The organism is uncultured Lawsonella sp., assembly GCF_947252745.1.
Lineage (GTDB): Bacteria > Actinomycetota > Actinomycetes > Mycobacteriales > Mycobacteriaceae > Lawsonella.
Map to the genome: position 1 here is coordinate 23,026 of NZ_CAMXWW010000008.1, position 22,575 is coordinate 45,600.

The window sequence follows — 22,575 nt, forward strand, 5'->3', positions numbered from 1 at the left end:
TGAAAAAGAGGACCGAAAAAAGAATTTTAGGGCTGAAAAAGTGGATGAGCGAGGGTACTGGGCTGGGCTAGGAGAGTGTGGACGGCCTGGCTCAAATGGGTAAAAGGCTGGGCTAGGAGATGGCCGGTGAAAGGCCCGGAAAAGACGGGACGGGAGTGCTCGCTAGGAAGGCTTGTGGGAGGTGTCCTGGGGGAGCTGCTGGGTCTCCGGTTGAGACTGCGGTTGAGACTCTGTTTGGGTTTGCGGCTGGGGATGCGATTGTGTTTGGGTGGTGGTGCGGTGGAGGTCCTCGACGCCGGCTAGAGGGTTGTGTAGGGCGGCGAAAAGGCCAGCGCCGATGCCGGTGGCTAGGGCGATGCTCACCAGTGAGGCCACAAAGAAGCGTAGCGGCGAGGTGTGGTGGACATTGTGGGGGGTAGTTTCCTCCACCACGTTGATGGTTTCCAGGGGAGTGCTGTCGGCGGTCGCGCCGTCCTCGTTCATGGCCATGTTGAGAGAGTTGGCACCGTCACCACTGCTGCTGGTGAGGGTATCTTCCTCGGCTTGCGGCGCTTCCTCGGCCCGCGCCTCAGTTCCGGTCGGCGTCTGCGCTTCATCCTGCGCCTGACTGTCGGTCTGTGCGGGCGCCTCTGCGTCGGCCTGCACTTCAGCTCGCTCCTGCGCCCGCGCATCAGCCCGAGCGTGCGCCTCGGCCCGCGCCTGCGCCTCTGCCTGCTCCGCGACCGGCACCTCCGCCGTAGCAACCAGCGCCGTCTCCACCGGCTGCGGAACGCGAATAACCTTGTCGGCCGCCGTCACCAAAATCACCCGCTTGCCAGGCTGCTGGCTATCCGTCGCCAGCCACGTCACCTCCCCTTCAGCATTCTTACCCTTGTAGGACACCAGCCGGTAGCGGCCGTCGCACACGTAAGCGCCGGGCAGCAGGTAGCCAGCCACCGGGGCCAACTTCGGAAGGGAAATCCGGGTAGTCAAGGGGCTGGTGCCGCCCGCGGTCAACTCCAGGGCCTCGTTGAGCTGGTCGGGAACATGCTCATCAATAGCTACCCCCGAGGCAGCCCCAGTGGTGCTGGAGCGGGAAGAGGCCCGCCGCCCAAAGTAGCGGCCACCCGGCCCGGGCAGGCGTGCCAACAGCCGCTCCAGCGTCCCCACCTCCGGCAGGGGGCTGAGCGACAGAATAAGCACAGTAATGCCCACCAGTAGCAGCCCGGCAATAATCACCCGAATGATCATGCCGCCGGAGCCCAACTGGTCGGACAGGTTGCGGATAAACGGAATGTGGTCCACCCCAAACGCCACCGCAACGGCCACCAGCGACGCCCCCAGCACCCACACGCAGGTGTGCAGCACCTCCCGCGAATTCAGCGTCCCAATACTGCGTTTCAGCAGGTAGGCACCGATGCCAGCGCCGGCAATGAAAGCACAGCCGTTGGCCACACCCAGCAGAATCACCACCGACTCCGTATTGGGTGCCATGGTGATCGCCAAGCTCGACAAAATAATCTTCGTGGTGGTGATGGCGATGATGATGAAGGTGGGCGTCCAGGCCTGCTCGCGGGCGTAGAAGACGCGTAGATGGAGCAGCACAATGCTGTAGGGGATCAGCGTGAACGCGGACAGTGCCACCGTCAACCCAATGGCGGTCGCTGCTGACACCGAGAATCGCCCGTAGGCGTACAGTGCCACCCCGATCTCCGGGCCGAACACCAGCATGAACACCACAACGGGCAGGATGCCGATCATGGTGAGTTTGGTGGCGACGGTGAGGTCCCGCACCACACCCTTCGTGTTGTTGTCGGCGGCGTTGCGGGACAGCCGCGGCATGATGGCCGTAAGCAGCGTCACCCCAATAATGCCGTAGGGCATCTGCAGCAGCAGCCACGCCTGCGAATACACGCCCGGTGCCGCATTATCGGCCATAGAGGCGATGCGGTTAGTGACGAAATAGCCGGCCTGGCTGATGGCCACATACACCACAATGGCGATGCCCATCCCCGCGAACTGCTTAATGCGGCTATCGATACCCCACTCGGGGCGCAGGTCAATACCAATTTTGCGGAGTGGCGGAATGAGCACGACCGCCTGCACCACCACACCCAGGGTGGCGCCCAAGCCCAGAATGAGCATGTGGATGTTGGTGAAGGAGCCGTTGTCGTTGGGGGCCAGACCACCGGGAATCACCCAGTAGAGGGTGACGAAAAAGAGGACAACAATGTTATTCCACACGGGCGCCCACGCCCCCGGCTTGAACACACCCTTCGTGTTGAGGATGGCCATGAGCAGGGCGGATATGCCGTAGAAGAAGATCTGCGGCAACACCAGGTAGGCGAAGTTGGTGGCCTGGTAGACGTTCACTTTGCCGCCGGGGTCCAGGCTGAGGCGGGTGAGCAGCGGCGCGGCAGCCACGCACACCACCGTCACCACAATGAGCAGCACACTGGACACGGTGATGAGCCGGCGGATGAAGGAGGCGCCGTGGTCCGGGTCCTCCTTTTCTGCGCGCACCAGCACGGGCACCACCAGGCTGGTGAGCACGGCGCCCAGGACGATCTCGGTGACGAGGTTGGGAAGCTGGTTGGCGGAGTTAAAGGAGGAGAACACGGCAGCGCCGAGGCTGGCACCCAGCAGGGTGGCTTTGATGAAGCCGGTGATGCGGCTGAGGAGGGTGGCGATAGCCATGGTGCCGGTGGAGCGCAGGACGTCGCTGTCGCTGTCTTCGCTGGCGGTGCCGGTGGCTTCGAGCTGCTGGGCGCGTTGGATGGCGCGGTCGGTTTCTTTACTCATGGGAGCGTCCTTGTCCGTTGCTCCGCCGGATGAGGGGGAGCACGCGCTTCAGGATAAGGAATGCCAGCACGGCTATTGCGGCGAACAGGAGGAAGCCGAGGAGGGGGGTGAGTCGGCTGACGCGGACCGTCATGTTGACGGTGGTGCCGAGCTCTTGCCCGTCGGCGCTCAGGAGGGAGACGTGGACGGGGACGGATGTACCGGAGGGCAGCTGGACCGGGATGTTGACGTTGAGGGAGGCTTGGGCGGGGATGGTGATGGTGCGGGCGGGGGCCAGTTCTGGGCCGGTGGGGGCGCCGTCGCCGTCACCGGTGCGCTGCAGGGTGTGGACTGTGACGGTGACGTCTGCGGGGAGTTCGTTACGGGCGACGAGCACCAGGTCGGAGTCGGTGGAGGCGAGGGTGTAGATGCTAGCGGGTTTGATGAGGGTGACGGAGCCGCGCATGGCATGGCCGGCGAGTGCCATGCTGCGGGCGTAGGCGGTGGGGTAGCCAAGCATGGGGGGCGTGGTGAGGGCGATGCCGGGGCTGCCCTGGTGCTGGTTGGGGCGGTTGTTGTGGCTGGTGGGGACGTTGCCGACGAGGGTGGGGGAGATGCCCCAGGTACGGGTGGTGGTGGCGCGGTAGATGTTGTAGCGGGCGCGTTTATAGAAGCTGTTGTCGCCTTTGTTGGCAAAGACGTTGTGGTAGCGGTTGATGGTGGTGACGGCGCGGTCGACGGTGGCGAGGGGCACGTTCGGTAGCGGCATGCTGGTGAACTGGTCGGTGTTGAGGGTGCCGTGGCGGGGCGTCTGCTTGGATTGGGCGAGTGCGTCGGTGAGGGATTGGGTGGTGATGAGGTTGTGGCGGGCCAGGTAGCGGAGGGTGTCGGTGAAGGTTTTGAGTTCGCTGCCGGTGACGGACCAGTGCTGTGGTGGGGCGATGATGAGGGGGGCGTCGGGGTAGCTGTTGGTGGCGAGGTTTTCGCGGCGGAGGTTGGCGCTGGTTTTCCAGAGGAGGGTGGCGACGGCGTCTTGCATGCGGGCGGTGGCGCTGTCGGCGGTGAGGAGATAGCGGCTGTCGCTGGGGCCGAAGAGGGAATTGGTGGGGTTTTGGCCGGTGGCGGCGAGGGCGGTGGCGAGGGTGCTGTCGAAGGGGGTGACGGTGTAGGTGGTGCCGTCGGCGCGGAACCATTGGCCGTAGCCGCTGTTGGCGACGTCCCGCAGGGGGGCTTTGGGGTTGCGCTGGTAGAGGGTGCGGGCGTGTTGGGCGTCGCGGGTGTAGGGGTTGGGGCTGGTGAGGGCGTTGGAGGCGAGGAGGAGTTCGGGGTGGTCGGCGGTGGCAAGGTCGGCGGTGGTGACCATGCCGACGTTGGGCCAGATGACGTGGCTGGAGAGGCGGGTGCGGAGGAGGTAGGAGGTGACGGCGCGGCTATCGACCATAAGTTGGTGGGGGAGGGCGTCGCCGCGGCTGTGGGCGGTGGCGGAGAGGCTGGCGCCGGCCCAGGGGAGGGCGATGACGCAGCTGTTGGCGGCAAGTCCGCGAAGGTGGTCGAGCCAGGTTTGGGCGTCGCCGCTGTGTTTGCCTTTGTGGACGCCGTCGTGCCGGTTGGTGGGGTTGTTGAGGACCCGGTAGGGGCGGGTCATGCGGTTGACGGTGCGGAGGAGGTCGGGGTCGACGGCGAGGCAGACGGAGTTGCCGAGGGTGCGGTCCCCGAGGAGGGCGGCCCCGGTGTCGAGGAGGGCGCGGAGGCGGCCGTTTTTGGCGAGGGAGATGCCGAGGTTCTCGTTGCGGAGGACAGCGACGGAGCTGAAGCTGTAGTAGCTGGCTTCTTGGGGGGTGGTGGCGAGGGGCCAGAGGAGGGTGATGGGGCGGGGGGCGGTTTGGGCGGGGTCTTGGCTGGTGGTGCCAGGGAGGGAGAGGACGGGGAGGAGGATGCGGGCGTCGTGGAGGCGGGCGCTGTCGGATTTGCTGACGCGTCCGTTGGCGTTGATGAGGAGGGGGTAGACGCCGGGGGCGTGGATGTTGAGGGTGTCGCCGGTGCCGCCGGTGATGCGGGCTTTGAGGGTGAAGGTGGTGGTGGCGCCGGGCCGGAGGGTGGCGTTGAGGCTATGGAAGGGAAGGGCGGTGGGGTAGTTGATTTGGTCTTCGACGAGGGTGTGGCGGAGGGCGTTTCCGTAGGGGGCGTAGTCGCCGCGTTGGAGGCGGAGTTCGATGTCGCTGATGGGGAGTTTGCCGACGTTGGTGAGGGTGCCGTTGATGGTGACCTGGTTGTTGGTGGTCCCGTCGATGATGTTGGGGGTGATGCTGGTGAGGGAGATGTGGAGGGCGTCGGGGGTGGCGTCGGGGACGGGGCTGAGGTCTTGGGTGAGGGTGCGGAGGGTGGCGTTGGTGCGGCTGCTCATGGCGGCGAGGAGGGCGGAGTCTGCGCTGGTGTAGCCGGCGGGGTAGATAGGGTAGGCGGGGGGAGTGCCGTCGGTGCTGGTGGTGGCGTCGCCGCTGTAGTTGGGGGTGACGTCGAGGGCGTTGAGGTAGCTGGTGGTGGCGGCGGTGGCGGTGGCGCCGGCGAGGGCGGTGGGGGCGAGGAGGGTGCAGAAGGCGAGGCTGAGGCCGGCGATGCGGCGGCGCAGCGGTGTCGTCATTGTCCCTCCTATCGTGTGTTGTGGTGACGAGTCTAAGTTACTTGTGAGCTGGTGTGTTAGCTACCGAGTGGGGGGCTACCTGGGGGGTTGAGTGCTGGTGTTGGGGGTGGTGGCGTTGGGGCGGCGGGCGCGTCCGCCTCGCCCGCGATGGCCGCGGCGGCGCTTCTTGCGTGGCAGCCCGCTGGTCTCGTTAGCACTGTTAGTGCCGTTAACACCGTGTGTACCATTCGCCGCGTTCGCATCGTTTGCGCTGGCAGAACCGTGTGCCCCGGGTGTTGCGCTAGCGCTGTTGGCCCTGTTTGCGCCGGCAGTGCTGCGGGCGCCGGCAGTGCTGTTTGCCCTGGCAGCGGGGTTTCCTCCAGCGGCACCGTTAGCTCCGGCAGCTGCGGTGGTTCCGTTGGTGGGGCGGGGACGGTTACGTTTGCCGCCGCGCCGCCGGCCACGACGGTTCCGCCGCTGGCCGCTATTCTGGCCGTTATTCTGCGCACTGGTCTGGCCATTATGGTGGGCGCTGCCCTGGCTACTGTTCTGCTCGTCATAGGAAGGTTCTAGCAGGTCGTCTTCGTCGAGGTCGTCACCCAGAATGTCGTCATCCGGATACTCGCCCTCAATTTGGATCGTCTCGCCGGTGCCGTCACCGGACCCATACTCGCTACGAATCCACGCCGCCACCACGCCCGTCGCCCGGCGAGCGAGCTTCCGTTCATCGGCATAGCTTAAGTGCGCGGGCAGATCCTTCATGGATACCCATTTGACCTCGGAAATCTCGGCGTCCGCGTTGGAAAGCTCCCCGCCCACAAAGCGCAGCAGATAGTGGTGGACAGTCTTGTGGATGCGCTTACCGTCGGACAGGAACCAGTAGTCGATGGTGCCCAGGTGCTTAATGATCTCACCCTCGATGCCCGTCTCCTCACGCACTTCGCGGACAGCGGTCATGGGGACAGTTTCATAGTCCTCAATGTGGCCCTTGGGCAGAGACCACAGGAGGCGACCACGTCGATCGGTCCGGCCGATAAGTGCTACCTTGACAGCGGACAGGTAGACGCGGTTGGTGTGGGGATTATAGGCGCGGCGCATATTGCGCAGCACCAGGCCGCCGGCGGATGTCTCCGGGTAGCTGCGGCCGCGGTTGCGTTTGACCTGGCTCTTGGTGAGGGAGCGGGTGACGGGCCGCCGCCCATTATTCTGCGTGGAACTGCGGGTATAGCGTTTGGGTGCTTTGCCGGCGACGCCGTTGGGGTCGAGGACGATAGCGCCGTTACGGGGGATGCTGGTGGGGCGGGGAGTGGCCGTCGGGCGGGGAGGTGTGGCCGAGGTGCGCGACGTGTTGGTAGACGTGCGGGCTGGGATAGCGGAGGGGCGTGGAGTGGCAGTGGGGCGCGGAGTGGGTTGTGTGGGCGTAGCCGAAGAGGCCGGGGCACGATTCGCCGCGGAGGCTGGTGCGCCGGCCGGGCGGGAACTACGCCGACGCGGAGGCCGGCAATCCCCGCCGGATGGGGTCTTGCGTTCACTGTCCACTATCCCTCAATCCTACTTGTCTGCAGGTATAAGGTCTAAGTTCTTGGCCGAGCAGCTGGCAATGTTAGTAAACTTGCACACGATGACGCATCCCACGAACCAGCAGCCCACTCCCGCGGCGGACACCGCCAACACCCTCGCAGTAGCCTCCGCCACCTCCTCGGCGGACACCGCCAGCACCTCCCCGGTCGGCTCCGCTACTCCCGCGGCGGAGCCCGACCGCACCCTCCACATGATGGCCGCTGCCCAAGCCCAACTCCACACCCTCGCCCCCACCCTCACCCCACTGGCCGCCGCCTTCGAAGCAGCCGGCCACGACCTCTACCTGGTGGGCGGCTCCGTGCGGGATGCCCTCCTCGGCCACCTCGGCATCGACCTCGACTTCACCACCGACGCCCGCCCCGACGCCGTCACCACCATCCTCCGAAACTGCACAGACAACGTGTGGGACATCGGAATTGACTACGGCACCGTGTCCGCCTGCAAAGGCGGCTGGCAAATTGAAATCACCACCTTCCGCGCCGACCAGTACGACGGCATCTCCCGCAACCCCATCGTCCACTTTGGCGACACCCTCGAAGGGGACCTCGTCCGCCGCGACTTCACCGTCAACGCCATGGCCCTGCGCCTCCACGGCGACGGCACCCAAGAATTCTGCGACCCCCTCGGCGGCATCAACGACCTCGCCGCCGGAGTGCTCGACACCCCACAAGCCCCCGAGGTGAGCTTCCACGACGACCCGCTGCGCATGATCCGCGCCTGCCGCTTCGTCTCCAAACTCGGCTTCACCCTCGCCCCCCGCGTCACCGCCGCCATCCAACACATGTCCGCGGAAATCACCCGCATCACCGCCGAACGCATCCAGGCGGAACTCGACAAGCTTATGCTGGGCGCCTACCCGTGGGAAGGCATCGACCTGCTCTGCCAAACCGGCCTGGCCAACCACATATTCCCCGAAATCCCCGCCATGTCCATGCCGCCGGATCCCTCACTTCCCCACAAGGACGTCTACACCCACAGCCTCACCGTGTTGAAGCAGGCCTGTGAGCTCGAACCCGGCGACCCCGACCTAGTGCTGCGCTGGGCGGCCCTCCTCCACGACGTCGGCAAAGTGCCCACCCGTGCCGCGAAACCCGGCGGGGGCGTCACCTTCCACCAGCATGAAATCGTGGGTGCCCGGATGGTGCGGAAACGCTTCAAAGCCCTCAAATACTCCCGGCAGATGATCAACGACGTCAGCCAACTCGTGTACCTCCACCTGCGCATCCATGGGTACGGTGACGGCGAATGGACCGACTCGGCAGTACGCCGCTACGTGACAGACGCCGGCCCGCTCCTGGACCGCCTCAACCTGCTCGTGCGCGCCGACTGCACCACCGCCCGCGACTGGAAACGCAAAAAACTCCACGCCCTAGTGGACAGCCTGGAAGAGCGCATCGCCGAACTACGCGAAAAAGAAAACCTAGCGGCCATCCGCCCCGACCTGGACGGCAACGAGATCATGCAGATCCTGGGGTTGCAGCCCGGCCCGCAGGTGGGCCAGGCGTGGGCATTCCTCAAAAACCTGCGCATGGAGAACGGGCCGATGGAGCATGACGACGCCGTCGCCGCCTTGCGTGAATGGTGGGCGGCGCAGTGAGCGACTTCCAAATGAACCCCTACGGGAACCTCAGCCAATTCGGCGCCTTCGCCGACCGCATCTTCCTGGCCATGGAGCAGCGCGACCCCTACAAAGGGTGCCTGCTGGTGTCCGCCCCCGACTTGCGCGACGAGGTGTTCTCCCGCAGCATCATCTACCTCTTCGAACACGACGACACCCGGGGCACCTTCGGCATCATCCTCAACCAACAGTCCGAAGTGTCCGTCCACAGCGTGCTGCCCCTCTTCGCCCCCTACTGCTCCAAACCCGCCAGCTTTTTCATCGGTGGACCAGTGGAAATGGAGCGGGTGACGGGGTTGCTGCGGTTGAAGCCAGGCTGCCCGGTGGACCTATCGGTGATGCACCCGGTGCGTGGCCGCACCTTCCTTATGGACCCCACCGCCAACGCCATGTACCGCACCCAGGACATTCGCGAATCCTACCGCCTGTACATGGGCTACTGTGCGTGGCAACCCGGTCAGCTGGCAGAGGAGATCGCCGCCGGCGACTGGTATGTGTGCGACGCCCTCGACAACGACTTCGCCACCGACCACCACACAGACCTCTATGCGCAGGTGGTGCGCCGCCAACCCTGGCCGCTTAGCCTCTACGCCTCCCGCCCCGTGGACCCCCGGCTGAACTAGCCGACCCCTTTCAACCTCCGGCAGCTGCCCCGAGTTCGGGTTGCGTCACCCCATTAACGAAAAGAGCACAATGCAGATCGACTGGAACAAAGTACAGGACTACGGCAAAGCCCTCAGCTCCGAAATACTGGGCGACAAATATAAGGACATGCCCGCCACCCGCGAGGCCGCCCGCCGCAAGCCCAAGCACACAAAGCGGGAATACTTCGACGCCGCAGTGAGCAGACTGAAAAACAAACGCAAATAGCCGCCACTCGGGAGAGTTGCTGTCACACGGGAACGTCCCGGACGGCGGACAAAAGTGCAGTAGGCGGCGCTACTGGTTGTACTGGTACGCCAGCCGGTAACCTGCCGGCTACTCAGACTGCGCCGGTTCCCTAACCTCTTCCGGCTCCCCTTCCGGGTGTGCCCGCTCCCACTGGCGCCCATAGCGCCCCGCTAACACGGCACAGATGAGCAGCTGGAACAGGTGGAACAGCATCAACGGCAGCATCAACATGCCGGCGCTCAACCCATTGCCCACCCCCGCAAACAACACCGCACCCATCGCAATACCGCTGGACAGGGACTTCTTCGACCCGCAGAACTGGGCGGCAATCCGGTCGCCCCGGTCGAAGCCCAACGCCCGCGCCAGCAGCCAGGAGAGCGTCAGCACCAGGCTCACCACCACAATACAAATGCCGACGAGCCCCAGCAGATGCAGCATCGTCACCCGCTTCCACACGCCTTCCACCACAGCCTCCGAAAAGGCGGTGTACACGTTCACCCAAATAGTGCCGCGGTCAATGGTCTTGGTGAGGATGGGGTGACGGCCCAGGACCGGGCCCAGCCGCTTATGCAACAACTGGCCAATGATAAATGGCAGCAAAATCTGCAGGAAGATGTCCAGGATGCTGCGGCCGGTGATGTGGACATCACCCGTGGTGGCCATGGTGAGCATCACCAGCAGTGGAGTGAGGAACACGCCCAGCACATTGGACATGCTGGCGGAGACGATGGCGCCCGCCACGTTACCGTGTGCCACCGAGGTGAAGGCGATGGAGGACTGGACGGTGCCGGGTACCAGTGTGAGGTAGAGGAGCCCCAGGGCGAGGCCTTGCCCTAGCCAGCCGATGGTGGCGTATTTGAGGCCGATGCCGATGATGGGGAACACGACGAAGGTGAAGCAGGTGATGACCACGTGGAGGCGCCAATTGCGGAGGCCCATAAGGGTTTCACGTGGTGCGAGTTTGGCACCATAGAAGAAGAAGAGGAGGAAGAGGAACACCTTGGACACGTAGTGCATGCCGATGGCGAAGTCCCCTTTGGCAGGGAAAGCGGTGGCCAGCAGGATGCAGGCGAGGAGGCCGACGATAAGCCAATCGATGTGCTTATTAATACGCTGCAGCGTGAGCCGGAACCGGCTGGGGGAGGAGCTGCGAGGTGTGGCCATACGCCTAGCTTAACGCCCCGGCTTGTAAAGATACGATCAGGCTGTGAGCGCCGTCACAAAATAGAAGAGAAGGGGGAAAGCGAGGGGCAATGAAGGGTCAATGTAGGACTTTTATCAACAGTTGTAAATAGTAAGAAAAACAATTTCATTCCTGCATGTGGGGGCGATATTTCCTAGATAATAGGGGCTATGACCCGAAACTTCTCTAAGCGACTCCTTGCACTCGCCGCCGTAGCGGGCGTGGGCTTCAGCCTCGCACCGTTTACCGCCGCGACTGCCTCAGCAGCAACCGTAACTAAGACCATCCTCAGCACCTGCCGCAGTAACGGTGCTCCCGCTGGACAGGATGAAACCTTCGTCGGCGACCCCGACACCATGACCATTAACATTCCCGACCAGGTTAAGGTTGGCGAAGAGTTCAAGATGGTGTTCGACTACGTCCCCGCCCCCATTAAGGGCGTCGACCACGGCCTTACTGTCAAGAACTACGCCAACGCCACCTACCGCTTCACTATTGACGACCCGAGCTCCTTCGTTACCGCTCGCTTCATTGGATCCGGCCACGCCACCAGCGGCCAGCCCTCCATCAGCCTGGTTGGCGGCAACCGCCTGGTTATCGGCAACATCAACGTTGATGCGAACGGCAAGGACATCCAGCGTTGGGGACCCCCGCAGGTTGAGGTGACCTTCAAGGCCACCAAGCCCGGCAAGATCCCCACCCTGCACCCCGCCAACGAGGGTGCCGCCGCCGAGTTCAACAACCCGGAGAACTTCTTCACCGTGAAGAACGCTGTGAGCGCCCCGGTCCTCGGCGACTTCGACCTGCAGGTTCGTTGTCACTCCACCATGGGCAAGGAAACCCTGGCGTCCGTTAACGCTGTGGGCTCCGCCGCCGATGTGAAGGCTGACGATAAGAAGGCCGGCGATAAGAAGGCCGGCGATAAGAAGGCTGGCGAGAAGAGCTCCGCCACCAATGGCGACAAGAGCGCTTCCTCCAGCTCTGCTGCCAGCGATGGCCAGCTTCAGATCACCGACACTGACGTCGCTGCCGAGCAGGACACCGGTGGCTCCGGCACCCCCGGCTGGCTGACCGCCCTGATCGTTATCATCGTCCTCGCTGTTGTTGGTGGCGGCGGCTACGGCATCTACAAGGGTGTTCAGAAGAAGAAGAACAACCCCAATGTCAAGAAGTAGAGCTAGCCTCCTCATATGAGCTCAGCGCGGGTTGCCTGGATTCCTCAGGCAACCCGCGCCTTACTATTTTGGGTCGCGGACGGTGACGGGTGGATGCTGCCGGGTAGCGTGTGTGTGCCGGGTAGCGTGTGTGTGGTTGTCAGAGTTCAGTCGCTTGCGTTAGCGGTCTGCGCAAGCGGTTACAGCCAGTGTGTTTCCTGGTGGTGTGTGTTGGTGGTGTCGTTAGTGGCCGGTGTTGTAGAGGGGGTCGTTGGGGTGGCGGATGGGGCCGTGGGGGAGGTTGCCGGGTTGGGGGAGGATGCGTTCGGTGTTGTGTGCTGAGCGGCGGGTGCGGCGGGGTGTGGTCTTGCTGGTGGTGTTGTGGCTTGTTCCTGTTCCGGGGGTTCCGGGGAGGCCGGACGTGCCGGGGCGGCCTGTGCTGGTGGTGGGGGTGTTGGGGTTGGTGCTGGCTTTAGCTGGGGAGCCTGAACCGGCAGGGGCTTTCGTGCCGGAACTGGTGGGGGTGTTGGGGTTGGTGCCGGGGGTGCCTGGGGTTTGACCCGCGCCGGGTATGGCCCTGAGTGCACCACCTTTGGGCACAACTCGATCCGAAGAGCCTGTACTAAGACCAGTGCCGAAAGCTCCGGCGCCGACAACAAGATTCGTGTGTGGTCGGGATTCGCGGTTTTTGTGGGGGCTTTGGTGGGGGTTGTTCCAGTGGCTGGGGTAGCCGCCTAGGTATCCGGTACTGGGGTGTCCCGCAGATCCAGCGGCACCGGCGGTGGTGGTCCCTGCTGGGGTCGCGGGGGAAGGAGTGGTACCTGAGGCCATACTGGTGGGGCCACTAACTGAACCGACACCGCTCCCTTGGCTGGGGGGCAACGGATGGGCTGCATTCGGTGTGGTCTCCGCTGGAGGCATGCCCTTTCCAGGGGTGGCCTTGGGGATGTCTGTAGTGTCCGGGGGCGGGACTACCGGCTGGGCAAGAACAGACTTCGCAACAACCGGATTCGCCTCAATCTTCGGTGGAGTGAGAGCTCCCTTCGGGGTTACCGGAATAGGCTTGGGGGGTTCGGGAAGGCGCGTTGTGTCGTCGGGGTGGAATGCGCGGATCGGTACCGGAATTTCTATATTTTTTGTGTCTGCGCGGGCGAGTTCGGGGTTGTAGTGCTCCCGTAGCACCGTATTCGCCTTTTCGGTATAGACCGCAGGATTGTAAGGGTCTTCTTCGGTCGCGTTGCGTTTCGCCCGATCCGACTCATCAGCCACCGTATTCACCTCAGCGCGAGCATGGTCATAGTTTTTGGCAAACGTGTCGATGTGTTTGCTGACCGTGTTAGCTTGTTTGCCGAGTTGGCGTAGTGACATTGCCCAGCGGCGTATGCCGCTACCTGCCTCATAGGTAAACGCATCTTTGGAACCTGCACCTTGCACATCATTAGCAATTTTCTGGACGTCATCAGCAAGATTTACAAGGGTTTCGCCAGCTGATGTCCAAGCATCTGCGCAGTCAGCAAACACAGAAGAATCGAATTTTGCGAATGCTACAGCCAAGCGATCGACATCTTGCCCTAACGGCTCTTCTGTTAGGGGGATGCCGCGGCTTGAGAAGCTCCGCACTAAACGACCGTCAGGGAGTTTTACTCCATGCCCAAGACCACCCATATCCGGCGGGAGGCAGGTCTTGTGCATGCGCTTCGACGAGAGAGTGTCGTAGGTCCCATTGAGATCCCCTTGCGTGGATGTGTCCGTTAAACAGATCGCGCGACATTGATTCTGCAATGCGATACAGACACACGAGCCCTCTTCAATGTGCCATTTCACCAGTTTTTTCAACCCATGACTTCCTGTCACGAGTTCATTTACTTGATTAAAAAAGCTCTGTACAGACGGGAGTTCAGAAACTAGCCCGGCGAATTCACAACGGTCAGTAACGGTTAGATTTGCGTTTTCGACAAGCCGGTTTAGTTGGCTACAAAGATCGCGGAGCTCGTCGTTATCAACCTGCATTACTTGTTATCTTTCTATTCTTATTAACGATGAGGATCCATCATTGCGATCAAGTCATTACAGGCTTCAGCATCTGTTTTTGGATCTTTGCCATTGAAGGAAGCAACGTAACCGGCACCGTCACGGTCAAAGGTGAGAGAACAGGTGAAAGCCTGTGCAATTGTTCCTTCCCCTGTGTATTCCACATGGCCCAAGTAGTAGGTCTCTCCATTACGCTTCACCGTACGCAAATAGTGAAAGTCAGGATTGGACCGTACATTTTTGGACGAATCGATCCGCCCAAAATACAACGCTAACCGGCCATTGTCTTTAAACCAGTAGCAGTTGAACTTTTCGTCGCCGGGGTAGCGTTTGTCTAGGTCCTTTTGCGGGTCAAACCCCACCTTCCGCAGCGCCGACACATTCACCTGATTACAAATCGCCAACCAATCAGGGGTTTGCTTTACACCCCACTTCTTTGAAAGTGCCTTGTAGTCGTCATACTCTTGTGCAGATTTAAATCCACCGAGGCCACCATCCGGGTCTGCTCCCTCGGTATGGTTCGCATAAATGTGGTCAGGGTTTCGTTGACTACTGCTCGACCAGCTAGCGCTCGTGTTGTCGTTAAGAACTGACTGGTTGTCACATCCCGCTAGTCCACCAAGAACAGTGCAGACAAAAGCAACAGCTGTGAGCTTCTTCCCTGGAGAAGTCAGTGAGAACGAGGACATCATCGGAGAGAACCTTTCAACAGTGAGGGCTACGCGCAGCATTAAACCACCCACAGCACTGTCGTAGGGGCGCTACTTTCGCGGAGGTACTTCTTCTTCTCTGCGGGGACAGCATCCCTAGGGTAGAGACCTGGAAGACTCTTCGGGTCTTTCACAACGGCTGCACAGTCCTTTTCGGTTTTATAGGACACGCTATAGCGGTTGGGTTGACCAGGATAGCCGCGAATACGGACGTTCTTTTGTGTTCCAAACGGGGAAAAATTATGGGATGGGTGGAAGTCCGGCACAATCCCGTAAGGCTGGGCATAGACGTTTGCTTGGACTGGCGGCTGGTGTTGCGCTGGCACCCGGCTATCGGGGCTGCGGGTGGCAGGGTTACCGGTTGGGCAGGTGCTTGGCTGCCCAGCTAGGTTAGCCGTGGACTTGGTGGGCTAGGCGGCGGGGGCGGTGCTTGGTTGCTCCGCTGGGTTGGCCGCGGACTTGGTGGGCAACGTGGCTGGCTACGTGGCTGGCTAGGCGCGGGCTACGTGGCGGGGGCGGTACCGAAGGTGGCGAGGCGGCTGTAGATGGGGGGTTGGTGTGGGGGCGCCAGCTGGAGGGTGTCGAAGCCGTTGCGGGTGAAGACGTCCCGTAGTTCGGCTTTGGTGTAGGTGTGCATGCCGCCGATGAGCTTCTCCCAGGGCTTCATCATGATGGGGTTGCTGCCGTCAACCCACACCATGAAGATGCCACCGGGGCGGAGGATGCGCCGCATTTCTTGGAGGGCAGCGTCAATGTCCGGCCAGAAGTAGATGGTTTCGCAGGCGGTGACGATGTCGACGGAGTTGTCGTCCAGGAGGGTGGTGTCGGCGGTGGCTTGGTAGGCGGTGAGTTTGTCGGAGGCTACTAGGTGGGCGTTGGTGTCGAGGGTGGCTTGGATGGCGGCGGGGGAGTGGTCGATGCCGATGAGGGTGGCGTCGGGCCAGGCGATGTTAAGGTCGGCGAGGAATTGGCCGCCGCCGCAGCCGACGTCGAGGATGGTGTTGGTGGTGAAACCGCGGCGGGCGTCGACGATGCTTTGGAGGGTTTTGAGAGCCCAGAGGTTGCTCTTGCGATGATTTTTGTTCATGGAGGCAAGGGTTTTCTTGCCGGTGGGGTCGTCCGCGGGGAGGCGGAAATTGGCGAAAAGGCTCTTCACACTACTCATGCACTTAGGGTATCCAAACTAAACATGTAAAGAAAAGAGGGGGATAAAGACTTCTCACAATAGGTGTAGGCCTCCACCAGTGGCAACGGTGTTCACTCATAACTGCATGGAAACTTTCCTCAGGTCGCCCCTGGCCCCTTTCCCTTCCTTAGGCTGAAGGTATGACTACTCCTACCGCAGCATCCGAAAACCGCACCGCACGCGCTACTCGTGCAGCGGTTGACACCCCGGCATCACGCCATGGCGGCATCCTGGAACCATTCCCCGGCGTCCCCTCGGCAGCATGCCTCGGTCGCACCCGCCGCACCGGCTGGGCCCGCCGTGGCCTGGCAGTTGTGGCAGCTCTTCCGCTCGCCCTCACCTTGGCCGGCACACCCCAGGCCGCCCCGCAGGCCGCCGCTTCCCCGCTTTCCGCCTCCGTCGTCGATACGGGGCGGGCTACCGTCACCGTCCCCCTCCAGACGACGTTGTTGTTTACACGCAGTGATATGGCGCCGTTTACGCTTCGCCTGTCAGAGTTCGGTGACACTGATGTGCCGCTGAAGCAGAACAACAAGCGCCCGCGGGGTGTGTGGGCGCAGTTCCAGTGGGTGCGGATGTCTACCTCCTCGGATGGATCGGGCCGGTGGGAGGATAGCCCGCAGCGGGACGTGGAGAAGGGGGACCACAATGGGGTGGGACGCGACCAGGCCCCAGGCGACCCGAATGGGGCGGGACGCGACCAGGCCGGCAGCCGTCACCGTACCGGAAACAGCAAATATGATGGGGTGGAGCGGCAGTCGCAGTTACCGCGCTATCGGGTGACGCCGGTGAACCTGGACCCCTCGGATGGGCCGCTGCCCGGCTACCAGTTCCCGTTGTATGAGTCGGGCTCACCGTACAGCCCGGATGGAGTGGTGTACACGGCGGCGATCCAGCCGGGGCTGGTGATTGTGATGGAGCATCTGAGCTTGAGCGGCTACAACCCGACGGCGACGCTGACACTGGCCCAGTATGCGGAGCATGCGCCCTGCCGGCTGGACAAGTTCGAGTTTAAACGCCACACGCGGGTGGACTTGACGCTTGGCCCGGTGGGGCCGACGCAGGTGGATGTGCACCAGGCGCGTGGCAAGATGACGCTGCGTGGCTCGCATAGGCGGGGTGGCCCGCTGGGGCTGGATGTGTTCATCGAGGAGAAGGTGAACGGCCGCGAGTGCGAGGCGGGGTTCAATCCGACGCTGGTGAAGGGCGATTACGCGTATATCAATAGGGTGGGCCGGATTCGCGTGGAACAGATTAAGGACTATCCCCCGTCGGACCCGAACCTGGTGGGCGCCCCGGTGGGGCAGGCGAAGCTTACGCTGAAGACCTGGTAGAGCTTGCACTGAGCTTGTACTGGTGCTTGTGCTGTGCGTGCACGGGGGGGTGACGGGTCCCAGCGGCGCGCCGGCTACGGCCATGTGCTGTTCTGTGCTGTGGCCGTGCGTTGTGGCTGCACTGTGCTATGGCTGTGCTGTGCTGTGGCTGAGGTGCCGGGCCGTCACCTGGGTAGCCCAGGTGCGCTGAGCACCCGCGCCGAGCTGTGGCGCAGCTGCGACCCGAAGTGCAGAAATAGAGGTTAGGCTACCCTAAAAAAGGGTATAGGGTGGAGCCATGAGAACGACTTCCACCACGACGCCACGGGAACCGAAGAAACCGTCCCCCGCCAGCGTCGTCCTCCACCCTATCCGCCACGAAATGGCGGGCATTGTCACCCTCGCTGCACTTGGCGGTGTCGCCGAAATCGGCATGTACATCGCCCTCGTCGAGGCCGCCCGCTACATCGTCACCAACCATGGCCTCACCAGCGCCGGCGACCCCCACTTCTGGTGGATCCTGGCCGCCGCACTGGTCTGCGTCCTTCTCCGCTACTTCCTCATCATGGGAGCCACCGGCTACGCCCACGTCGTGGAAGCCAAGTTCCGCGCCACCATCCGCCGCCGCATCCTCGCCAAGCTGGACAAACTCCCGCTCGGCTGGTTCGACGAGCAAACCTCCGGCCGGGTACGCGCCACCATCAACGACGCCGTCACCAATATCCACACCGTCGTTGCTCACTCGGCGGCCGACCTGCCGAACTCACTCACCACCGTCATTATTGGCTTCATCTACCTCTTCGTGTGCGACTGGCGGATGACGCTGGTGGTACTGGCCTACCTGGTGCTGGTGGTGCTGGTGTCGGTGCTGGGCTTTGTGCTGTCGGACGGCAACATCATGGTGGAGTACACGGAGGCACAGAAACAGCTCTCTGAGTCTGCCGTGGAAATCGCCGATGGCATTGCCGAGGTGAAGAACTTCGGGCTGACGGGTCAAGAATTTAAGCGCTTCGAAGACGCCTCGGCCCGCTACCAGAAGAGCCTGGACGACTACATGTCCGGGTTCGGAAAGCCACAAGGGGCGGCCGCCGGCCTGATGATCCCCGGCGCCATGCTCATTCCGCTGATGGTGGCAGGGGCGCTGATGGCGTGGAAGGGAATCGTACAGCCCGTCGATCTGATGCCCTTCCTACTGCTCGGCTTGGGCATGCCGGAAGCCATCGGCCGGCTCTACACGCTGACCTCCTACATTTTCCACGGGGCGAACAGCATCAGCGAAATCGGAACGCTGCTGCTGGAGCCGGACATTGAGGAGACGGACAACCCGCAGCCCCTCACCGGCAACACCATCGAGCTGAAAGGCGTGAGCTTCAGCTACGCCGCCAAGCCCAACGGGAAGTCTGCGGACGAGGCAGATGCAGCCCTTGCAGTAGACACTACGGCCACAGCCGATTCCAGCGCCACTGCTTCGGTCCGCACCGAGGTGCTGCACGACATCTCCCTCACCATGCAGCCCGGCACCGTCACCGCCCTGGTCGGTCCCTCTGGCTCCGGCAAAACCACCATCACCCGCCTCATTGCCCGCTTCTGGGAACCCGACAGCGGCACGGTGGAGATTGACGGCGTGAACATCTGTGACGTGTCCACCCAGGAGCTCATGCACAACATGGCCATTGTGTTCCAGGACATCAGTCTGTTGTCGGACACCGTCACCAACAACATCCGTATCGCTCGCCCCGACGCCACTCAGCAGGAGGTCATCGCCGCCGCAAAGGCTGCCCGTATCCACGACCGGATCATGGAGCTGCCGCAGGGGTACGACACCATCGTCGGCTCGGACTCCGCCTACCTGTCTGGCGGGGAACAGCAGCGCCTCACCATTGCCCGCGCATTCCTGCAGGATGCACCCATTGTGCTGTTGGATGAGGCGACCGCCTACGCGGACCCCCACTCTGAGCGCGCCATCCAGGAGGCGCTGGCGGACCTGCGTGGCACCCGAACCGTGGTAGTCATCGCACACCGCCTGCACACTATCCAGGATGTGGACCAGATTGTGGTGCTCAACCATGGTCGTATTGAGGCCACCGGCACTCACAGTGAGCTACTGGACACGTCACCCACCTACTGCGGCATGTGGACCGCGCAGCAAGACGCCTAGGAGACCACCATGTTTAAGGAAATGTCCCGTATCTTGGGGATCCAGAAGGGCCTGACGCGCATCATCGTCGGCTTTGTCCTCTCCGGCGTATTCCAAGCGGCCGCGTTCATTATGCTGGTGCCGCTGCTCCGCCACCTGTTCGCCCAGGACTGGAACGGCATGTGGCCGTGGCTGGGCGGTGTGGTGGCGGCCGGTGTGCTGGCGTGCATCGCCAACATCAGCACCACGATCTTCTCCTACAACCTGTCCACCTTCGACATTTGTGGCCAGTCCGTGGAGCGGGTAGGCAACAAGATCTTCACCCTGCCGCTGGGCTGGTTCGACGACCGGGCGCGGGGACGTATCTCCCATGCGCTGAGCTACCACGTGAATAACCTCAGCCACTATCCGTCGGTGGCGCTACCGGCCATCTGCAACACCCTCAGTATGGTGGGGGTGATGCTGTTGGCGGGGCTGGTGGTGAACTGGCAGGCTACACTGCCGTTCCTGCTGGCGCTGCCGTTCTGTGTGTGGGCGTTCCGGCACATGCTGACGGATGTGGATGAGGAAGTGAACCACCACAGTGACATGGAGCGGGCACTGACTGCCCGGTCGCTGGAGTATGCGCAGGCCCAGCCGCTGCTGCGGGCGTCGCACCGAAAGCAGTGGAAGCCGCTGGAGGACGCTATCGATACGGACTCCCGGGCGGTCCTGGAGGAGTTGACGGCCACCAGTAATGTGGCGAAGCTGTACCAGCTGCCGCTGATCCTGGCGTGCGTAGTGTCTCTGCTGGTGTTGGGCTGGCAGCTGGCCAGCGGCTACCACGGGCTGGGGGTGCAGCCGGTGGATGTCGCCCTATTCCTGGCTATTGCGGTGCTCATCGTCCGCATGTTCATTCCGCTCATGCAGGTGGTATTGAACGTGGCCGCTATTACTATCAGCCGGGAGGCGTTGCTGGGCTTGGTGAGCATTCTGGATGCGCCGGGCTTGCCGGAGCCGGATCCGAACCAGCGGATGCGTATTCCGGGTGTGGATGTGCAGTTGGATGACGTGTCCTTCGGGTACCGGGAGGATACGCCGGTGCTGCGGGATGTGAACCTGTATATGCCAGCGCGGACGATGACGGCGCTGGTGGGGCCGTCGGGTGGCGGTAAGTCCACTATTCAGCGGCTGATCGCCCGCTTCTGGGATGTGAATAAGGGCGCGGTGCGCATTGGTGGCATTGATGTGCGTGACGTGTCCACTGAGGAGCTGATGCAGAACCTCTCCATTGTGTTCCAAGAGACGTACCTGTTTAACGGGACGATTCTGGAGAATGTGCGGGTGGGCCGGCCGGATGCGTCCGATGAGGATGTGAAGGAGGCTGCCCGGGCAGCGTGTTTGGACACAGTGATTGAGTCCCTGCCGGAGGGCTGGGATGCGATGGTGGGTGAAGGCGGTTCGCGGCTGTCTGGCGGCGAACGGCAACGAGTTGCTATTGCGCGGGCGCTGCTGAAGAAATCGCCCATCGTCCTACTAGATGAGATTACTTCCAGTTTGGACGGCGAAAACGAAGCCGCCATCGTGGAAACCCTCCACCGCCTCGCCCACAACACCACCGTAATCGTTATCGCACACCGTCTTTCGACTATTAAGGCGGCAGACCAGATTGCGGTTGTGGCCAATGGTGGTGTTGAGGCACTAGGCACACACGAGGAGCTTTTGGCCGCCGGCGGCACCTATGCACAGTTCTGGGAGGACCAAGAATTCTCCCAGCGTTGGAAACTCGTCGACTGATGTTGTACGCTGTCTGCGGGGATTGTGTAGCCAGGGCATCACCACCCAAGCGCTAGGATAATCAATCCCTCCAGCACACAGACGGGGCTAGCTGCTCGTAGAGCCTAGCCCCGTCGCCTTATTTATGTGCACAAACAGGGGCGACGAAGCGCGATACTGCCAGAGGGGTACACCTGTCGGACAGGAAGCACACTTCACGCAAAATACGCAGTGCGATGACCCGCGCACACTACACACTTTCTTAGCGTGCGTTGGCCTGCAGTCGACGCGCCACCATCTGCCCCAATTGGTAGGCAGCCGCCAACTGCGCCTCATGCGCCTCCGCATAGTAGGCCGGATCTACCAAGCCGGGATCAATGTCTAGCGGCGCCGCTGCCAACAACCCCGCGGCCGACTCCGCCCCAGCCACTCCAGCCCCAGCTACTTCCGCCGCAGCTATTTCCGCCGCAGCCGCCTCAGCCGACTCCTCCGCCCACGATAGCTGCGGGACGGTGACGGTGTGCTCCACCACATTCCGCTCCCGCCCGTCTGGGGAGAGAATCTCTGCCCGCAACGTCAGCTCCACCCCACGGGTCTGCGGATGTATCTGTGCGGTGGCCTCCGCCCCAATGGGTAGTTCGCAGCCGGCGTGCAAGGTGCGCAGCAGCGCCCTCTCGGCGATGGCGGCCAGCAGTGTCGGCTGGTGATTGATAGCCAGTAGCGCCTGGCGGAGTGGGGCGGGTGTTGTGTCCATGCGGACTTCCAGCGCCAAAGCGCCCTGCGCGGGCGATGGCAGGAAAGGCAACCGCTGGCTGATGTAGCGCAGCACCGTGTCCGCCTCGGTATCGCGTGCGGCGAGGCGCTGCAGCCCGGCCTCCGCCAGAACCACCGCATCCAGGGGTGTGTCACTGCAGGAACCGTCACCAGACCCACTACCAGACCCAATCGGAGTGTTGAGCACGGGCTCCTCCAGATAGCGGAGACGCCGCTCGATGTTCCCGCGAATGGGCACAATGCTCAGGTCCGGCCGTACACGCAACAGTTGCGCCGCACGCCGCGGCGAACCGGTCCCCACGCGGGCACCCTCCGGAAGCGTTTCCAACGTCCAGCCGGCGGTCGTGCAGAGGCAGTCGGCGGTAGCACCTCGCGGCGGCATAGCCAGAATCTCCAAACCAGGGCAGGGGTCAGCGGGGAGGTCCTTGCAGCTGTGGACGGCCAGGTCGATCTGTCCCTCCAGCAGTGCGCGGCGGATAGCGTTGGCGAACACACCAGTGTGGCCTTGCTGCGCTAAATCCACCAGGTGGGCGCGGGTGGTGTCCCCGTGGGTGGTGATGATCTGCACGTCCAGCGGCTGGCTCAGGTGCGGGGTGAGGGCATCGACCACCAGCTGGGTTTGGGCGAGGGCGAGGGCAGAGCCGCGCGTGCCCACAATAAAGCCGCGGGTGGAGTCGCCTGCCGCGCAGTTCAAGGCGTCGGGCGGGGTTTCGGCGGGGCTGCCAACTGGGCTCATGCCAACGGTGCTCATGCCTCCAGGGTACTAGCCGGGATGCGAGGCGGCGCGGGATGCAGCTGCCGTGAGCGGTGCCCGTACACACTCCCTTCGGGCGGCCCGGTTGGCTGCGCAATGTGTGCTTAA

16 protein-coding genes are annotated in these 22,575 nt (G+C 62.9%); 7 read left to right on the forward strand and 9 right to left on the reverse strand.

What is annotated here, in order from left to right; genetic code table 11:
- Window positions 1–162: 162 nt before the first annotated feature.
- From Q0X28_RS07345 to Q0X28_RS08610, 3 genes are all read right to left on the reverse strand, one after another.
- On the reverse strand, window positions 163–2,781 hold the full coding sequence (locus Q0X28_RS07345; protein ID WP_296239753.1) for a murein biosynthesis integral membrane protein MurJ: 2,619 nt from the start codon (window positions 2,779–2,781) through the stop codon (window positions 163–165).
- Window positions 2,774–5,401 (reverse strand): DUF6049 family protein, encoded by a 2,628-nt coding sequence (locus Q0X28_RS07350; protein ID WP_298577318.1) that lies wholly within the window; start codon window positions 5,399–5,401, stop codon window positions 2,774–2,776. The genes Q0X28_RS07345 and Q0X28_RS07350 overlap by 8 nt, the downstream gene beginning before the upstream one ends.
- Window positions 5,402–5,476: 75 nt before the next feature.
- Complete coding sequence (locus Q0X28_RS08610) at window positions 5,477–6,919, reverse strand: NUDIX hydrolase (RefSeq protein WP_367270679.1); 1,443 nt, start codon at window positions 6,917–6,919, stop codon at window positions 5,477–5,479.
- 232 nt (window positions 6,920–7,151) lie between these two features.
- On the opposite strand from Q0X28_RS08610, the gene Q0X28_RS07360 reads away from it, so the two are divergent.
- The 3 genes from Q0X28_RS07360 to Q0X28_RS07370 all read left to right on the forward strand — a co-directional run bounded on the left by Q0X28_RS07360 (window position 7,152) and on the right by Q0X28_RS07370 (window position 9,449).
- Window positions 7,152–8,558, forward strand: a complete 1,407-nt coding sequence (locus Q0X28_RS07360) for a CCA tRNA nucleotidyltransferase (RefSeq protein ID WP_298577360.1) — start codon at window positions 7,152–7,154, stop codon at window positions 8,556–8,558.
- Window positions 8,555–9,202: a YqgE/AlgH family protein gene (locus Q0X28_RS07365; RefSeq protein WP_298577321.1), complete on the forward strand. Its 648-nt coding sequence runs from the start codon at window positions 8,555–8,557 to the stop codon at window positions 9,200–9,202. The genes Q0X28_RS07360 and Q0X28_RS07365 overlap by 4 nt, the downstream gene beginning before the upstream one ends.
- A 70-nt stretch (window positions 9,203–9,272) precedes the next feature.
- Window positions 9,273–9,449, forward strand: a complete 177-nt coding sequence (locus Q0X28_RS07370; protein ID WP_298577323.1) for a hypothetical protein — start codon at window positions 9,273–9,275, stop codon at window positions 9,447–9,449.
- A gap of 108 nt (window positions 9,450–9,557) precedes the next feature.
- On the opposite strand, the gene Q0X28_RS07375 is transcribed toward Q0X28_RS07370, so the two are convergent.
- On the reverse strand, window positions 9,558–10,634 hold the full coding sequence (locus Q0X28_RS07375; RefSeq protein ID WP_298577325.1) for a bile acid:sodium symporter family protein: 1,077 nt from the start codon (window positions 10,632–10,634) through the stop codon (window positions 9,558–9,560).
- Window positions 10,635–10,823: 189 nt separating this feature from the next.
- On the opposite strand from Q0X28_RS07375, the gene Q0X28_RS07380 reads away from it, so the two are divergent.
- Window positions 10,824–11,828, forward strand: a complete 1,005-nt coding sequence (locus Q0X28_RS07380; protein WP_298577327.1) for a hypothetical protein — start codon at window positions 10,824–10,826, stop codon at window positions 11,826–11,828.
- A 222-nt stretch (window positions 11,829–12,050) separates the two neighbouring features.
- Here Q0X28_RS07380 and Q0X28_RS07385 read toward each other — a convergent pair whose 3' ends face one another.
- The 4 genes from Q0X28_RS07385 to Q0X28_RS07400 form a co-directional block, all read right to left on the reverse strand.
- Window positions 12,051–13,499 carry a hypothetical protein gene (locus Q0X28_RS07385; protein ID WP_298577329.1) on the reverse strand — a complete coding sequence of 483 codons (1,449 nt, stop codon included), beginning with the start codon at window positions 13,497–13,499 and terminating at the stop codon, window positions 12,051–12,053.
- A 341-nt stretch (window positions 13,500–13,840) separates the two neighbouring features.
- On the reverse strand, window positions 13,841–14,530 hold the full coding sequence (locus Q0X28_RS07390; protein ID WP_298577331.1) for a hypothetical protein: 690 nt from the start codon (window positions 14,528–14,530) through the stop codon (window positions 13,841–13,843).
- Window positions 14,531–14,568: 38 nt separating this feature from the next.
- The gene (locus Q0X28_RS07395) at window positions 14,569–14,874 is read right to left on the reverse strand and encodes a hypothetical protein (RefSeq protein WP_298577333.1); all 306 of its coding nucleotides are present in this window, start codon (window positions 14,872–14,874) and stop codon (window positions 14,569–14,571) included.
- A 176-nt stretch (window positions 14,875–15,050) separates the two neighbouring features.
- On the reverse strand, window positions 15,051–15,713 hold the full coding sequence (locus Q0X28_RS07400) for a class I SAM-dependent methyltransferase (RefSeq protein WP_298577335.1): 663 nt from the start codon (window positions 15,711–15,713) through the stop codon (window positions 15,051–15,053).
- A gap of 161 nt (window positions 15,714–15,874) precedes the next feature.
- Here Q0X28_RS07400 and Q0X28_RS07405 point away from each other — a divergent pair, with 161 nt between their 5' ends.
- The 3 genes from Q0X28_RS07405 (at window position 15,875) to Q0X28_RS07415 (ending at window position 20,960) form a co-directional block, all read left to right on the forward strand.
- A complete protein-coding gene (locus tag Q0X28_RS07405) occupies window positions 15,875–17,068 on the forward strand; it encodes a hypothetical protein (RefSeq protein WP_148565052.1) in 1,194 nt (397 codons plus the stop codon).
- 277 nt (window positions 17,069–17,345) lie between these two features.
- Window positions 17,346–19,205 carry an ABC transporter ATP-binding protein gene (locus Q0X28_RS07410; protein WP_298577340.1) on the forward strand — a complete coding sequence of 620 codons (1,860 nt, stop codon included), beginning with the start codon at window positions 17,346–17,348 and terminating at the stop codon, window positions 19,203–19,205.
- Between the two features lie 9 nt (window positions 19,206–19,214).
- Window positions 19,215–20,960, forward strand: coding sequence for an ABC transporter ATP-binding protein (locus tag Q0X28_RS07415; RefSeq protein ID WP_298577343.1), 1,746 nt, complete (start codon window positions 19,215–19,217; stop codon window positions 20,958–20,960).
- Window positions 20,961–21,201: 241 nt separating this feature from the next.
- Here the strand turns inward: Q0X28_RS07415 and hemC are convergent, their stop codons facing one another.
- Window positions 21,202–22,464: a hydroxymethylbilane synthase gene (hemC, locus tag Q0X28_RS07420; RefSeq protein ID WP_298577346.1), complete on the reverse strand. Its 1,263-nt coding sequence runs from the start codon at window positions 22,462–22,464 to the stop codon at window positions 21,202–21,204.
- Window positions 22,465–22,575: the final 111 nt, after the last annotated feature.